The sequence below is a fragment of the Hymenobacter sublimis genome (genome assembly GCF_023101345.1).
GTDB classification, from domain to species: Bacteria; Bacteroidota; Bacteroidia; order Cytophagales; family Hymenobacteraceae; genus Hymenobacter; species Hymenobacter sublimis.
This window is the reverse complement of sequence record NZ_CP095848.1, coordinates 3,924,222-3,938,967: the sequence shown is the minus strand read 5'-3', so window position 1 is coordinate 3,938,967 and position 14,746 is coordinate 3,924,222. Positions and strand designations below refer to the sequence as shown.

Genomic DNA, 14,746 nt, shown 5'->3' with positions numbered 1-14,746 from the left:
CTTTATCTTCCCGACATGGATGACTTGCGCACTACGCTCCTGACTTTTTCCGCCGACGACCGCAAGGACTTTCGGCAGTTTATCCAGCGCCAGCGCCGCAAGCAGAAAGGCCGGATGGACGTCCGCCTCTGCGACTTGCTCTTGCACCAGAAAGAGTATGCTACCGAGGAGCTGCTGGCCCGGCTTTACCCCGAGGAGCCCAACGCCGTAGCCTACTACGCCCTGCGCAAGCGCCTCATGCGCCACCTCACCGACTACCTGCTGCTGCGCCAGCGCCAGCAAGACGCTACCGCCGCTTCCTCCGTGCGCAGCCTGCTCACGTTGGCCCAGTATCTGTTTGAGGTGAGTGTGCCCCGGCTGGCCTGGAACACGGTGCGCAAAGCCGAAAAGCTGGCCCGCCAGAACGAGCAGTATCAGCTGCTCAATACCGTGTACAACCTCCAGATTGCCCAGGCCGGTAGCAAGTACGCCGATGACCTGACGGACATCATTCAGCGGCGCAACCTCAACAAAAAAGCCGCCGACGAGGAGGAGCGTGCCAACATTGCCGACAGCCTGATTCGGCAGCGGCTGCGGGAAGCGCGCGTGAAAGGCCGGGCCGGCGAGTCGTTCGATACCATTCTGCAGGACGTGCTACGCGAGTATGATCTGCAGGAAGCTTTTGCCCGGCGGCCGGCCCTGCTCTACCGGCTAATGTCGCTGGCCCGGGCAGCCATGCTCGTGCGCCGCGACTACCTTTCCTTCGCGCCCTTCGTGATGCGCTGCTACCACCTCATGGAAAAGCGCCACGGCTTTCAGCCCGCCCACCGCGAGGCCCAACTGGGGTTGCTGTACATGATTGCGCACTCCCTGTACCGTACCCGGCGGTTCCGCGAATCAGTGGAATACCTGGAGCGGCTGCGGGCGGTGCTGGAGGCGGGCCCGAAGTTGCAGGCCAGGGAGCTGCTGGCCCGCTACACCTTTTTGCTGGCCGCTAACTACGCCTTCCTACGCCGCAACGCCGACAGCATTCGGCTGCTGGAAGACATTTTGCGCACCCCACTTACTTCCCGCGACCAGCTCACGGCCCGTTTGGGCCTGGGCTTCCATTATTTTGCCGAAGGACAGTTTCAGAAAACCAACCAAATTCTGCTGGCCATTGGCCGTACTGACCACTGGTGCGAGCAGGAAATGGGCGTGGAGTGGGTGCTCAACCGCAACATGGGCGAAATGCTGACGCAGCTAGAGCTCGGCAACCCTGACCTGGCTCTGAACCGGCTGCGAGCCATTGAACGCCTAATCAAGGAGCGGTTCGGGCCCGATGGGGGCGGCTACGCGGCCGTGCTGTACTACCTGCAGCTGGTGCGCGATATTATTGATGAGCCTACCCTAGCCCGGGCGCCAGCATTTGCCGCCCGCGCGGCTAGCATTCCTTCTTTCGTGCCCCTAGAGCAGGAAGACTTGCAGGCCCTGAGCTTTTACAGCTGGCTGCAGGCCCGCATTGAAGGCCGGCCCTACTACGAGGTGCTGCTGGAGCTGGCTGGCGCTTCCGATACTGCCTTGGTTAGCCAGGGGTAGGCCGGCGGGAGCTGCGACACTAAAAAAAGAGCCCGTGCTAGCTGTTAGCACGGGCTCTTTACAAAGCGAATGACCTTGGCTGCGACTAGTTATTTTTAGTAGCAGCGTTGATTTCGGCTTTGGCGTCAGCGGCAGCTTTGTCGGCGGCGGCTTCGGTCTGGTTGGCAGCTTCCTTGGTTTCAGCAGCGGCCTCGTTGGCAGCAGCTTCCGTCTTGTTAGCGGCTTTGTCGGCGGCATTTTCTACGGCCTGACCAGCGTTTTCAGCGGCGGCTTCGGTTGCGTTAGCGGCGTTGGTTGCTTCGGCAGCGGCAGCGTCGCCGGCGTTTTCAGCGGCAGCTTCCGTGTTGGCAGCAGCGGCGTCGGCGTTTTCTTTGCCTTCCTGAGTGCAAGAGGTAGCGGCAAAGGCAACGGCAGCAGCCAGCAGCATCAATTTGAAGGTAGCTTTCATGATGTTAACAAGTAAGGTGAGGGTAGTAACAAGCGCAACAGTGGTTGCTAAGCCTTTATAATTCTGCGCATAGAAGGTAACCCAGGCCCAACCAAGATTTTGGCCCCTGCTTTGCGCTCCTAACTTCCGGCCTGCTTCCGCGTACTGCGGGCTACCCCCACCTGCCCAGCTTCCCTTGAAATTTCGCTTCTCTATGTTTTCCCGATTTAGCCTGCTGACTTGCTGTCTCGCTCTGCTTGCCCACTGTGCTACCGCTCAGGCCAATGATGGTTTTCAGCGGCGCGACGGCGGCATGTACCTTATCCGGAATGGGGAAACCCGCCCCATGACGCGCGACATACGCCTACCCAACGGCCGCTTGGTTACCCGCGACGGATTTGTGGTAGGGCGCGATGGAAGCCGGACGGAGTTAAAAGACGGACAAGGCTGCTCCCTGCTGGGGGAGGCCGTGGCCAGTAGGCCCCAACCCGATGGCCGGGTACTCTTGGCTACGGCTACCAGCCCAGGGAGGCGCTCTGCCCCAGCATCCTCATCAGTACGCAGCTACCAAGCCGCCGTGTGGCAGTGGTTAGAGGGCCGGGGCAAGGGCAAAGGACACGGCAAGTTCAAGCGCAAACACAAGCGCGACGACGACTAGCGCCGCCTAGGCTACTCTTTTACTTCATCCCCGTCCCGATCAATAAAGAAGGTGCGGCCCTGCTGACTAACCCGGGCGCGGCCTTGGGCATCAAAGTCGGTGGCACTCGTGTAGCGCCCGAACGGCGCCGTTCCCACGGTGGTGTCGGCCAAGTACTCAGGCCCGATAAACGTGAACTTGTTTTGCGTCTTAACCCGCGCCAACTCTTGCTCGAAGGAATAGGCTTCCTGGAAGATGACGGGAGCCGTAGCTGGCTCATCGGGGCCAGTCAGGTAATGCCAGCCGCGGTAGTCGAGCACGGCGGCATAGCCCCCGGCAAAGTCGCGGGCGGCGTAATAATAAGCGCCAAATTCCTGGCCCGTAGCGTCCAGGAAAGTGTAGAGCTGCCCCACACGGGCTCGGGCGTACCCATCGGAGTACGGATACAGCGCATCGTAGGCGGGCTTCACCACTTCCGTACCATCGTCGCGGATAAACCCGAAAACGCCGTTTTGCTCGACTACCGCCACGTGGTTCTTGAACTCGCCAATTGTAGTGTAACGGGCCGGTAAAAGCGTGTCGCCATTTGAAGCCAGCAGGCCATAGCGCCCCTGCTCCTGAAAAGGAACCGGGGCTCCGGCGCTGCTGCAGCGGACAATGCCTACGGCCACCAGCAAGGCTATTCCCGCGCTAGCTGCATACAAAGTCTGCCGGGGCTGCTGGCGCACCTTGGCCACCCACGGCCCAAAGCGGCCCGTCAGTTGGCGCAGCGCGGGCCGCCAGCGGTCCAACCCAGCCAACAGCCGCTGCCGCGCTTCCGCTGGCCGGCCAAACTGCTCCCGCCGCGGAGGCGTGGTAATAGGCGGCTTCGGCGCGGTAGGCGGGACCGTTGTTGTAGGACTCGGTGCTGTTGGGGCAGCCGTTACCGGTGGAGCTGGCAGCACTGGGGCTGCTAGCGGAACCACTGGAGGCTCGGGGGCCGGAGTAGGCTCGGCTGTTGGTTTGGGCAAAGCAGGTGGTTCCGGGAGGACGGCCGTACTACCCGGGGGCACAACGGTAGGGGCCGCAGACAGGCGCTGAATCAGGTTTTCCAGCTGCTGAATTTTGCTGCCCAACTCCTGGTTGCGGTTTTCTAGCTCCGTACGGTACGCCTGAATGGAAGACTCCAGCGCGTCCTTTTCGCGTTTTTCGGTGGCTAGCTGAGCTTGCAGGTCTGGGGCTTCGGCCGCTACGGGGGCAGCGGCTAGCTGCTGCTGCAGTTGCTGAATGCGCTGCTCCCGTTCCGTTTCCCGGGTTTCCATGGCGCGCAGCTGTTGGCTTAGATCCGTCTGCAAGCTGGTGCGCAACTGCTCCAGCTCCTGCTTTTCTTGGCTGCGCGCCTCTAAGTCAACCTCGTAGCCAGTGGAACGGCGGTCCAGCTCATCTACATCCTCCGCGCCCAGCCACCGCCACAACTGGCCAGCTTTCTGCCGCAGCAAGTCACCGGCCCGAGCCGGCTCAGCCGCTACTGGCTGGTCCGGCTCGGGTGCTGCTGCTGCTGGCGGTGAAGCGGCGGTTATGCCGAGGCTGTGGACGAGCTGCTCTAGGTCGGCGGGGGTAAGGTCAATTTCTGGGGTAGCCAGCTGGGCCAAGCGGCGCGTGAACCGGGCGGGGTCGGCCAACAGATGGAAGGTAGAAGCCGCAGGTACGGCCGCCATGCGCGCTTCCACTTCGGGCCCAAACCGCACTGGCGCCCCGAACAGTACCAGGCCAGTGGTGAACTGCAGGTTAGCGGCTTCGGGCGGTAAATGCGGAGCTAGCCACGTTGCCAGCACGGTGCGCTGCTGCTCAAACAAGGCAAACGGGTTAGCTGCTTCGCCGGGCAGTTCCAGGGGTATGCCGTCCAGCAGCCAGGTGCTGGCGCGCAAATCCGGGATATGCAACAGTCCGCCGGCCGCTATCAACTGCAGAATAGTCAGGCTGCGCGGCCGAATAACCACCGCATCTAACTGTAAATCAGGTTGGGAAGGGTCTGGTGTGATGTTGGCCAGGACCAGGGTGTAGGGAGCCCCCGCCTCCGCGCGCAAGGCCGCCACCACGGCTTCAAACTGTTGCTGCCGGGAGGGAGAAGAAAAAGGAGCCGATTGGTAGATGTGCAGCATAGGTGGGCGGCGCGGGCCGCAACTTTCCGGCCAGAATGGGCCGCGCGGCATTGTACGGTCATTTAGCGGTTGAGGTATGCCAACTTTTCCGGGCCTGGGCAAGTATAGGTTGGTAGCCTTCTTACTCATCCGTTTGAATTTCTTTCCCGCTTATGGATTCCACCGCCTCCACCCCCCAAACCCCGGCTACCCCTACCGTGCCCCTCGATGTTACGGATCAGCAGAACTCTGCCCTGCTCGATGATACCCTGAGCCTGTTGAGCGCCGGGGCTCCCGACAAAGCCGGTGAAAAAGGCCTAACTGAAATTGACCGGTGGGCTGAAGTGCTGCGCGCCTCCGAGCGCCCCGGCCTGGCCAAAATTATCCAGGAGCTGACTACCCTGCGTGAGCAGCTCAGCACCCCGGGAACCGAAGCCCACGACATTGCCGAAACCATGGCTACGCTCGGGGCCGAAACCTCCAAAGTAGCCGACGAAACCTCCGATGGCTACAGCGCCCCCCTGGCTCAGCTAGGAAAGCTGCTAATCAAACTAGGTTCCAGCCTGTCGCGCTAGGGCCTGACACTTGAGCAACATAGCAAAGCCCCTGGCTACTTGATAGTCAGGGGCTTTGCTATTTTTGGGTTTTGGTAGCAAACAATTAGCGAGTAGGGAAGTATTCAGGCTTCACTTGCCGCAATGGGAAGAAGTTGTCTGGCCCTGTTTGCGCGGCCGGACGGCCGCTTGCCGTACTTTTGCGGTTTCATTCCAGTTGCCATGTCTGAATTTCCGCCCCGCGCCGCGTTGTCCTTGTATGATCCTTTCGATGGTATGCGCTTCGGAATGCGTCACTGCTTTCTGTGCGGCACACCTACCACGCCTCCTCAGGACACCATACCCGTGTTTGCCGAGTGGCTAATGCAACGTTATAACCTGCACGAACGACAGATTAAGTTGCTGGATATGAGTATTGTGCAGTATCAGCAGCTACGCATTGCGTGCTGCGCCCACTGCCGCACCCAGCACGTAGCACCCCTGGAGGCCCGGGTAGAAGCAGCGGCTACGGAAGGCATAGCCGGTTTCCGCCGCCTCGATGAACAGACGCTGTTTCTGTGGCTAGGCAAAATGTTCTACGGCATTCTGGTAACGGAACTCCTGAACGAGCTGGACCCGTTGGCCCGCCCCCAGTATCCGCTGGCCGAAAACGCTTTGCTGCTACGCCGATTTCAGGCGTTTTTCCAACCGCTGCAAGCGTTGCGAGTGCCCATGGAATATGATGATTTCACGCCTGGTTCCGTGTTTATTCTCGAAACGGATCCGCGCGAAGACACCATGCCCTTTGAGTACGATGACGACTTAAGCACCATTGCCTTTAGCATCAAGCTCGATAGCACCGTGCTGGTGGCTTGTCTGGTAGATAATGGCATTATTCAGCAGGCCATGCGCCGTGTGTACCAGGACGCCTACCGGCCCCTGCATCCGGTGCAAATAGCTGAGTTTAAGGCCCGAGTGTACTACGCAGCGTACTTACTGAACATCATTCCTGATTACTACCCCCGCGCCGTAAAGCCCGGCGACACCGAGGTAATCCTGGATACGCTGATTGACGACATCAACACCGCTATTTTCAACCCCTGGGAAAATAGTGGGTACGCGCAGTCCTTGCTGGAAATGTGGAAAAAATGGCAGATTCCGTTGGATGAAATCATGCGAAACCCGGCCGAGCCGCTCACCTTCCTGTATGATGCGGACGGGCAGCCCCAGTTGCTGGAGCAGTTTCCTAAAAAGGCCGGGGGAATTAGGTAAGTAGCCTGTCCTAGCTGGCTTGCCAGGGGGTAGGCTCCGTGTACCGTGTAAGCTTAATGTTAGTCCAGCGTCCTTCAAAGCCGCTTTTCTTCTTGCATTCACGCTTGCTAACCAGCACATCCACGCAGTGGCGGTGGCGTCGGTTCATCGTGTCATGAATGATATAGACGCCATCTAGGTCGTCGGAAATACCGCGTACGCGCACTTTGTCGCCGTAGCGGAAGGGGCCTCCCCACTTATTGAGCAGGTCGCGGGAAACGGCTAGCCAGCGGGTTTTGCTGGAGTGCCGGGTAGGAATGATGGAGCCATCGGCGGTTTCCATCGGGTTATCATCGGTCTGGCCCACTTCGGGCCAGTAGGTAGTTGCCGTCACACGGTACGACAAGGTTTGGGGAGCCTTTTTTACGGGCTCTACCGGTATGGCTACGGATACCGGACGGGGGCTCAGGCTAGCAACCGTGGAAGGTAGAGCCAGAGCGGAGACAGAAAGAGTACGGGGGGGGAATAGGAAGGTCAGTAAGAATAACGCAATGGACATGACATTTGGGTTCGTGAACTCTCACTTGGGCCCGGAGAGGATGGACAGCCGGCCCGACTCGGCTAGTGGGAAGCGCGCCATCTGCATTAGCAGAATAAAAACGCCTTTTAAACTATAGTGAGCGGCTTTAGAAGCCGGAAACATGCTCTAGATGGAGGTGATAGAGGGTTTAATATAGATAATTATTATAATTGGTTGTACTTATAATATGTTGTCGTGTTGCAGGGCTCAAAGGTAAGAACTTTTTTTTAAGTGAGCTTTTTGTGTATTGCTAAATAATTTAGCAAAAATTCCCCTTCAAAACGGCAATAGTCCCGCCCCTTACGGACGTTGCGCAAGCAAGGTTATGGGCGAGGTAGGAACCCACTCTGGGCCAGGCCGTATGGATATAGTTAGGATTAATAGCCTTTTGTCTTGCCTCTTTCCAACCAACCCTTGCTGATTATGCTTTACCCTACTTTGCCTAAACCGGCGGCCACTGCCTTAGCAGGTGCGCTTGCAGGTTTGCTGTTCACAGCCTGTTCCTCACCTTCTACCACGCCTGATAACGCTTCTGGTTCTACGGCCTCCACTGATTCCGCTACCACTGAAGCTCCCACCGCGCCAGCTAACTCGCCCCTGCAGGTAGTAGCCCAATTTCGGGAACCGCAGATTGTGGGTGTAGCCGTTACGCCCGATGGCCGCGTGTTCGGCGACTTTCCGCGCTGGGACAACAACCCGGTGAACCCCGTGGCCGAAATCATGCCCGATGGGTCCGTGAAAGGCTACCCCGATGCCAACTGGAACCTCTGGAACGAGAGCGTGCGCAACGAGCCGCAGAAGCACTGGATCTGCCCGCAGAGCGTGTACACCGATAAAACGGGCATGTTGTGGGTGCTCGATCCGGCCTCACCTGGCATTAAAGGCACCGTGCCCGGTGGTCCCAAGCTCGTCAAGATTGACCCCAAAACGGACAAAGTGATGCAGAACATCAGCATCCCCGAAAGCGTGGCCTCGCGCAAATCCTACCTCAACGACGTGCGTGTGGATACCCAAAACCAATACGCTTACATCACCGAGTCGGGGGTAGGCAGCTTGGTAGTTGTGGATTTAAAGTCTGGTAAGTCGCGGAAGCTGCTGGCCCAGCATCCGACCATGATGGCTGACACTACCCTCAACATCAAGGCCGATGGACACGAACTAATTGACCCCAGCGGCAACAAGGCCCGCTTTAATGCCGATGGCATTGCCCTGAGTCAGGACCTGCAATACCTCTACTGGAAGCCGCTGACCAGCTATAAGCTCTACCGCATCAAAACCGAGGCCCTGCGCAATCCAGCTTTGTCGGATGCCCAACTGGCTCAGCAAATTGAGGATTTGGGCAAGGTGCCCGCCTGCGACGGCATGGAGCTGGATGCGCAGAATAACCTATACATGACCACGTTCGAGGATCATTCCATTAAACGCCGCACGCCCGCCGGCAAGATTGAACTAGTGGTGCAGGACCCGCGCCTAGAATGGCCCGACAGCTTCTCGTTAACGGCTGATGGCACCCTGTACGTGACCAACTCAGCCATCCACAAAACGCCTACCTGGAACAAAGGCATTGGTAAGCAGGACCAGCCGTACCACATCTTTAAGATGAGCTTACCGAAATAAGGGTAATCGAATCAGTGAAAAAGCCGTTCCTGGTTATGGGAACGGCTTTTGTATTTATTTGATAGATTGGGCATTCTAACCAATCACTTAGCGTTGAGGAAATGCATAGGCTTGATAAACAAGTTTATTTGCATATGCGCATATCGGTTTTAGCTTTCTGGTCAAGCTAGTTATCTTTACTCCTGACACTACCAGTTCCCACCGCATGGATGCTTACTCTTACATCGCCAATGCACACGGCGAATACATTGATCAGCTCTACCAATCGTACAAGGCCGATCCGCAATCGGTTGACGTAAGCTGGCAGAAGTTTTTTGAAGGCTTCGACTTTGCTCAGCAGTATTCCGAAGATAGTGCTGCGCAGGCCGATGGTGAAGGTGTACTCGGCACTACGGCCAGCACCAACCAAGCCGGCACTATCCGCGCCGTAGACACCGTATCGGCCGATAAGGAAACCCAAGTCCGCAACCTGATTCACGCTTACCGCAGCCGCGGCCACTTGGTGGCCCGCACTAACCCGGTACGGGAGCGGAAAGACCGCAAAGCCCGCCTAAGCTTGTCGGACTTTGGTCTAAGCGAAGCTGACCTTGACACAACGTTCAAAAACGGCGAAGTACTAGGCCTCGGGCCGAATGCCAAGCTTCGCGACATTGTGGCCGCCCTGGATAAGGTGTACACCCGTACCATCGGATTCGAGTACATGTACATCCGCGACCCGCAGGTGCTCGACTGGTTCCGGGAGAAAGTAGAAAAAGACTCGCTGAGCTTTAACCCCGGCGTGGAGTACAAAAAGCGTATCCTGAGCAAGCTCAACGAGGCCGTTGTATTCGAGAACTTCTTGCATACTAAGTTTTTAGGTCAGAAGCGCTTCTCGCTGGAAGGTGGCGAAACCACGATTCCCGCCCTCGACGCCATCATCCGGAAGGGTGCGGAGCTGGGCGTGGAGGAAGTGATGATTGGCATGGCCCACCGCGGCCGCCTGAACGTGCTGGCCAACATCATGGGCAAAACCTACGAGCAGATCTTCTCGGAATTCGAGGGCACTGCCGTACCGGACCTGACCATGGGTGACGGCGACGTGAAGTACCACATGGGCTACAGCAGCCAGGTAGATGCCGGTGGCCGCACCGTAAACCTGAAGCTGGCGCCCAACCCCAGCCACCTGGAGGCGGTAAACCCGGTAGTAGAAGGCTTTGTGCGCGCCAAGCTCGACCACGGTTACCAGAACGACTATAATAAGGTGTTGCCCATCCTGATTCACGGCGACGCGGCCGTGGCGGGCCAGGGCATTGGCTACGAGGTAACGCAGATGTCGCAGCTGGAAGGCTACAAGACCGGCGGCACCGTGCACTTCGTCATCAACAACCAGGTAGGTTTTACCACCGATTTCGAAGACGCCCGCTCGTCTATCTACAGCACCGACCTGGCGAAGATTATCGACGCGCCGGTGATGCACGTGAACGGCGACGACCCAGAGGCCGTGGTGTTTGCCGTGCAGCTCGCCACTGAGTACCGTCAGCAGTTTCACGCCGATATCTTTATTGATATGGTGTGCTACCGCCGTCACGGCCACAACGAGTCGGACGAGCCGAAGTTCACCCAGCCCACGCTCTACAACCTCATTAGCAAGCACCAGAACCCCCGCGAGGTGTACAACGCCATGCTCGTAGAGCGCGGCGACGTGGACAAGGAGCTGGCGAACCAGATGGATAAGGAGTTCCGCGACACCCTGCAGGCCCGCCTGGACCTGGTGAAGCAGAAGCCGCTACCCTACAACTACCAAGCCCTCGAAAATGAGTGGCGCAGCCTGCGCCGCAGCAAGCCCGAGGACTTCGACCAATCGCCGGTGACAGGCATTAGCGAAGAGCTGGTGCAGAAAGTCGGTAAGGCCCTGACGACCCTGCCTGAGGGCTTCCGCCCCTTGAAGCAAATTGAAAAGCTGATGGAGGAGCGTCGGAAGATGTTCTTTGAGTCGCGCAACCTGAACTGGGCGGCGGGTGAGCTGCTGGCCTACGGTTCGTTGCTGGCCGAAAAGCACATTGTGCGCCTGAGCGGCCAGGATGTGCAGCGCGGCACGTTCTCGCACCGCCACGCGGTGCTGCACGACGCCGAAACCTCGGCGCCTTACAATTCCCTAAACTATATTGAAGAAGGGCAGGAGCAGCTCCGCATCTACAACTCCCTGCTGAGTGAGTATGGCGTGCTAGGCTTCGAGTTTGGCTACGCCATGGCCAACCCTACGGCCCTAGTTATCTGGGAAGCCCAGTTCGGCGACTTCGCCAACGGCGCCCAGACCATGATTGACCAGTTCATCGTATCGTCGGAAAGCAAGTGGCAGCGCATGAACGGCTTGGTGATGCTCTTGCCCCACGGCTACGAAGGCCAGGGCCCGGAGCACTCCAACGCCCGCCCCGAGCGGTTCCTGCAGTTGGCCGCCGAGCACAACATCGTGGTAGCCAACATGACCACGCCGGCCAACTTCTTCCACGCCCTGCGCCGCCAGCTAACCTGGGAGTTCCGTAAGCCGCTGGTGGTAATGTCGCCCAAGTCCATGCTGCGCCACCCGCTGTGCGTGTCGCCGGTAGAGGAGTTCACCTCCGGTACCTTCCGCGAAGTGCTCGGCGACGTGTACGCCGAGGACAAGAAGGTGAAGCGCGTGTTGCTGTGCACGGGTAAAGTGTACTTCGATTTGCTGGAAGAGCAGCAGAAGTCGGAGCGCCGCGACGTGGCCATTGTGCGCCTGGAGCAGCTGCATCCTTTCCCGCAGAAGCAGCTCGCCGTCGAGCTAGCTAAGTACCCAAAGGCCAAAGTGTACTGGGTGCAAGAGGAGCCCGAAAACATGGGCTACTGGAACTACCTGCTGCGTTTCATGCGCCGGGAGCTGGAAGACGTGATTTCGCGCAAGCCTTCCGCCTCGCCCGCTACCGGTTACAACAAGGTGCACGTAAAGGAGCAGAAGGACCTCGTGGCCCGCGCCTTCGACAAGCCTCGCGAAGCCGTAGCGGACACCACTATTAAGGAAACCGCAGCCAACGCGCAAAAGGCAGACTAGTTTTTCGAGCTGTTAGCTCCTGGCTGCTGGCTGTAGCTTCATCACTCGAAAGCTGACAGCTATCAGCCAGGAGCTAATAGCTAAAGATACCTACCGAAACCCTTCAATTCTCCCACCTATGGGTCTGGAAATTAAAATCCCCGCCGTTGGCGAGTCTATTACCGAAGTTACCATCGCCAAATGGCTGAAGGCTGACGGAGACGCCGTGAAGCGCGACGAAGTAATTGCCGAGCTGGAATCAGACAAAGCTACATTTGAGCTGCCCGCTGAAACCGACGGAATCCTGAAAATCCGCGTCGCTGAGGGCGAAACCATTGGCATCGGCACCACCATTGCCGACATCGACGGAGCCGCTGGTGCTTCAGCGGCACCAGCTACTGCTACTCCCGCCGCTTCGGCTGCCAGTGCTCCGGCCGCTACGTCTAGCACTGACCCGGTAACTCAAGGTGAGCAGAACCCCGCCGCCAGCAACCAAAGTGGCTACGGTGGCTCCCAGGCCGGCTCGGCTGATACGCCTACGGCTGCCGCCCCGGCAGCTGCTAGCGCACCCGCCAGCAACGGCGGCGGTAGTGCAGCTACTGTAGAAATGAAAATTCCAGCCGTGGGCGAGTCCATTACGGAAGTAACGGTAGCCAAATGGCTTAAGGAAGACGGTGCCCAAGTGCAGCGCGACGAAATCATTGCCGAACTGGAGTCGGACAAGGCCACGTTTGAATTGCCCGCCGAGGGTAGCGGCACGCTGCGTCACGCCGCCAAAGAAGGCGAAACCATCGGCATCGGCGCTACCATCGCCCGCATTGAAGGCGGCAGCGGCGCCCCGGCTGCTACTTCCGCTCCGGCCGCTCCGGCCGCCAGCCAGGCTAGTGCAACGGCTCCGGCTACCTCCAGTGCTACCAGCTACGCTACCGGCACCCCTTCGCCAGCGGCTGGTAAGATTCTGGGTGAAAAAGGCATCAACCCCGCCGACGTACAAGGTTCCGGCCGCGATGGTCGCATCACGAAGGAAGACGCTCAGAACGCTCAGGCCCGCCCAGCGGCCCCAGCTCCGGCGGCTACCCCCGCTGCTCCGGCCAAAGCTACCGCGCCAGTAGCAGCGGCTCCGGCTGCCAGCGGCAACCGCAACGTGCGTCGGGAGCGGATGAGCAACTTGCGCAAGACGGTAGCTCGCCGCCTGGTATCCGTGAAGAACGAAACGGCCATGCTCACCACCTTCAACGAGGTGAACATGCAGCCTATCATGGACCTGCGCAACAAGTTCAAGGACAAGTTCAAGGAGAAGCACTCGGTAGGTCTCGGCTTCATGTCGTTCTTTACCAAGGCCGTGTGCGTGGCCCTGAAAGAATGGCCCGCCGTGAATGCCCAGATTGACGGCACCGACATCGTGTACAACGACTTCTGCGACATTAGCATCGCCGTATCGGCGCCGAAAGGGCTGGTGGTACCGGTAATTCGCAACGCCGAAGAACTGTCGTTTGATGGTATCGAGAAGGAAATCGTGCGCCTGGCTACCCTGGCTCGCGACAACAAGCTCACCATCGAGCAAATGACCGGCGGCACGTTCACCATCACCAACGGCGGCGTGTTCGGCTCCATGATGAGCACCCCGATTATCAACGCCCCGCAGTCGGCTATTTTGGGTATGCACAACATCGTGCAGCGCCCCATTGCTGAAAACGGCCAAGTGGTAATCCGCCCCATGATGTATCTGGCCCTGAGCTACGACCACCGCATCATCGACGGCCGCGAGTCGGTATCGTTCTTGGTGCGCGTGAAAGAGCTGCTTGAAGACCCGACCCGCCTGCTGCTGGGCGTGTAAACGGACTATTTGAAGCGTTAATGGAAAAGGCTACCCGCCATAATGGGTAGCCTTTTTCATGCCTCTCTTGTCTTGGCAGCATGATTGCGCAAAAAAGCCCTCTGGAACAAACCAGAGGGCTTTTCAGCGGGTGGGTGGGTGGATGGGTGAGTGAGAAAGGAGCGGGAATTGGGGGTGGGATAAAAAGAGCGGGGTAATATCGGTTAGGCGGCGCGGGAGTTAGAGGCCAGCGTCGCTACTTTGCTTTTGGCTTCTTCGGCTTTTGAGCCGGCAAACTTCTCGTCAACGGTGCGTTTCAGCAAAGAAACCCAGCGCTGAAACAAAGGACCTTGCGCCGGCAGCGCCGAGTGCAGGGGAACCATCTGGCCTTCCTGGTAACGGGTGGTGCCTAGCAGCGCCGTGCTCCAGTAGTCATACATGGAGGTGAGGTGGCGGGGCCAGTGCACGCGCGCAACGGCGCTGCATAGAGGAGCCAAGAGCTCATCTTCATTGGCTTTGCTGAACGCGGTATCCACCAGCGTCTTGATGTCACCTTCGGTGCACAAATCGGGAAGAGTAGAAGTAGCCATACGAGCAGAGGTAGGACCAGTGGATACGGAGCGAATTTACGCAGGTTGCACAACTTTCGCTAAAGGGCTAAAAAATATTTTTATGATTCCTTGAAATTATGTTCTTTCTAATTGATTAATAGCCGCTAAAGCTAGATCCGGCTTGAAAAAGTTTAAAGCAGGTTGAGCGGGTTGTTGGCTTGCTGGATACGATACTCAAAAATGGAAGCAAGGTTACCCGCCTTGTACAGCGCTTCGTCGGCGGTAGGGCCGGCGAAATGGGCTTCTACCGTTTCCACGAATAAGGCAAGCCAGCGCCGGAAATGCTGACTGTTGATGGGTAGGGCCAGGTGCTTGGGAAAGGGCCGGCCCCGGTAGCGCCCCGTGCCTAGTAGCAGGCTGCTCCAAAAGTCATACATAGTAGCCAAATGGCGGGGCCACTGCCCCTGAACCACTGCCTCGAAGATGGGCCCAATCAGGTCGTCGGTTTGCACCCGGCTATAGAAGGAATCTACCAGCAGGCGAACGTCCTCTTCGGATTGAATATCGGGTAGGTGTTCCATAACAGAAGTAGACAGGAGAAGGGCGGAACAAAGCAACTTACGGCC

General features: G+C 58.4%; 12 protein-coding genes. 7 read left to right on the top strand and 5 right to left on the bottom strand.

Features of this window, described 5'->3' with window-relative positions; translation table 11 throughout:
- Nucleotides 1-15: 15 nt before the first annotated feature.
- Nucleotides 16-1,557, top strand: coding sequence for a hypothetical protein (locus MWH26_RS16490; RefSeq protein ID WP_247975136.1), 1,542 nt, complete (start codon nucleotides 16-18; stop codon nucleotides 1,555-1,557).
- Nucleotides 1,558-1,642: 85 nt separating this feature from the next.
- On the opposite strand, the gene MWH26_RS16485 is transcribed toward MWH26_RS16490, so the two are convergent.
- Nucleotides 1,643-2,005: a hypothetical protein gene (locus tag MWH26_RS16485; protein WP_247975135.1), complete on the bottom strand. Its 363-nt coding sequence runs from the start codon at nucleotides 2,003-2,005 to the stop codon at nucleotides 1,643-1,645.
- 193 nt (nucleotides 2,006-2,198) lie between these two features.
- On the opposite strand from MWH26_RS16485, the gene MWH26_RS16480 reads away from it, so the two are divergent.
- A complete protein-coding gene (locus MWH26_RS16480; protein ID WP_247975134.1) occupies nucleotides 2,199-2,642 on the top strand; it encodes a DUF6799 domain-containing protein in 444 nt (147 codons plus the stop codon).
- Between the two features lie 11 nt (nucleotides 2,643-2,653).
- On the opposite strand, the gene MWH26_RS16475 is transcribed toward MWH26_RS16480, so the two are convergent.
- Nucleotides 2,654-4,762, bottom strand: coding sequence for a WG repeat-containing protein (locus MWH26_RS16475; protein ID WP_247975133.1), 2,109 nt, complete (start codon nucleotides 4,760-4,762; stop codon nucleotides 2,654-2,656).
- Between the two features lie 152 nt (nucleotides 4,763-4,914).
- Between MWH26_RS16475 and MWH26_RS16470 the strand changes: the two genes are divergently transcribed.
- Together MWH26_RS16470 and MWH26_RS16465 are read left to right on the top strand one after the other, a co-directional pair.
- On the top strand, nucleotides 4,915-5,316 hold the full coding sequence (locus tag MWH26_RS16470; protein ID WP_247975132.1) for a hypothetical protein: 402 nt from the start codon (nucleotides 4,915-4,917) through the stop codon (nucleotides 5,314-5,316).
- 201 nt (nucleotides 5,317-5,517) lie between these two features.
- Nucleotides 5,518-6,546, top strand: a complete 1,029-nt coding sequence (locus MWH26_RS16465; protein ID WP_247975131.1) for a hypothetical protein — start codon at nucleotides 5,518-5,520, stop codon at nucleotides 6,544-6,546.
- Nucleotides 6,547-6,556: 10 nt separating this feature from the next.
- Here the strand turns inward: MWH26_RS16465 and MWH26_RS16460 are convergent, their stop codons facing one another.
- Nucleotides 6,557-6,919 carry an RlpA-like double-psi beta-barrel domain-containing protein gene (locus MWH26_RS16460; protein ID WP_244697908.1) on the bottom strand — a complete coding sequence of 121 codons (363 nt, stop codon included), beginning with the start codon at nucleotides 6,917-6,919 and terminating at the stop codon, nucleotides 6,557-6,559.
- A gap of 609 nt (nucleotides 6,920-7,528) precedes the next feature.
- Here MWH26_RS16460 and MWH26_RS16455 point away from each other — a divergent pair.
- The 3 genes from MWH26_RS16455 to odhB all read left to right on the top strand — a co-directional run bounded on the left by MWH26_RS16455 (nucleotide 7,529) and on the right by odhB (nucleotide 13,590).
- On the top strand, nucleotides 7,529-8,722 hold the full coding sequence (locus MWH26_RS16455; protein ID WP_247975130.1) for an L-dopachrome tautomerase-related protein: 1,194 nt from the start codon (nucleotides 7,529-7,531) through the stop codon (nucleotides 8,720-8,722).
- A gap of 205 nt (nucleotides 8,723-8,927) precedes the next feature.
- A complete protein-coding gene (locus tag MWH26_RS16450) occupies nucleotides 8,928-11,774 on the top strand; it encodes a 2-oxoglutarate dehydrogenase E1 component (RefSeq protein WP_247975129.1) in 2,847 nt (948 codons plus the stop codon).
- Nucleotides 11,775-11,892: 118 nt separating this feature from the next.
- Nucleotides 11,893-13,590, top strand: a complete 1,698-nt coding sequence (gene odhB / locus MWH26_RS16445; protein WP_247975128.1) for a 2-oxoglutarate dehydrogenase complex dihydrolipoyllysine-residue succinyltransferase — start codon at nucleotides 11,893-11,895, stop codon at nucleotides 13,588-13,590.
- 203 nt (nucleotides 13,591-13,793) lie between these two features.
- Here the strand turns inward: odhB and MWH26_RS16440 are convergent, their stop codons facing one another.
- Both MWH26_RS16440 and MWH26_RS16435 read right to left on the bottom strand, forming a co-directional pair.
- Complete coding sequence (locus MWH26_RS16440; RefSeq protein ID WP_244697905.1) at nucleotides 13,794-14,159, bottom strand: group III truncated hemoglobin; 366 nt, start codon at nucleotides 14,157-14,159, stop codon at nucleotides 13,794-13,796.
- A gap of 152 nt (nucleotides 14,160-14,311) precedes the next feature.
- Nucleotides 14,312-14,701 (bottom strand): group III truncated hemoglobin, encoded by a 390-nt coding sequence (locus tag MWH26_RS16435; RefSeq protein ID WP_247975127.1) that lies wholly within the window; start codon nucleotides 14,699-14,701, stop codon nucleotides 14,312-14,314.
- Nucleotides 14,702-14,746: the final 45 nt, after the last annotated feature.

Bases quoted from the DNA above. Each gene is read 5' to 3' on its own strand.
- MWH26_RS16435 (WP_247975127.1), bottom strand. From the start codon at position 14,701: ATGGAACACCTACCCGATATTCAATCCGAAGAGGACGTTCGCCTGCTG.
- MWH26_RS16480 (WP_247975134.1), top strand. From the start codon at position 2,199: ATGTTTTCCCGATTTAGCCTGCTGACTTGCTGTCTCGCTCTGCTTGCC.
- MWH26_RS16465 (WP_247975131.1), top strand. From the start codon at position 5,518: ATGTCTGAATTTCCGCCCCGCGCCGCGTTGTCCTTGTATGATCCTTTC.
- MWH26_RS16455 (WP_247975130.1), top strand. From the start codon at position 7,529: ATGCTTTACCCTACTTTGCCTAAACCGGCGGCCACTGCCTTAGCAGGT.
- MWH26_RS16485 (WP_247975135.1), bottom strand. From the start codon at position 2,005: ATGAAAGCTACCTTCAAATTGATGCTGCTGGCTGCTGCCGTTGCCTTT.
- odhB (WP_247975128.1), top strand. From the start codon at position 11,893: ATGGGTCTGGAAATTAAAATCCCCGCCGTTGGCGAGTCTATTACCGAA.
- MWH26_RS16490 (WP_247975136.1), top strand. From the start codon at position 16: ATGGATGACTTGCGCACTACGCTCCTGACTTTTTCCGCCGACGACCGC.
- MWH26_RS16475 (WP_247975133.1), bottom strand. From the start codon at position 4,762: ATGCTGCACATCTACCAATCGGCTCCTTTTTCTTCTCCCTCCCGGCAG.
- MWH26_RS16440 (WP_244697905.1), bottom strand. From the start codon at position 14,159: ATGGCTACTTCTACTCTTCCCGATTTGTGCACCGAAGGTGACATCAAG.
- MWH26_RS16450 (WP_247975129.1), top strand. From the start codon at position 8,928: ATGGATGCTTACTCTTACATCGCCAATGCACACGGCGAATACATTGAT.
- MWH26_RS16470 (WP_247975132.1), top strand. From the start codon at position 4,915: ATGGATTCCACCGCCTCCACCCCCCAAACCCCGGCTACCCCTACCGTG.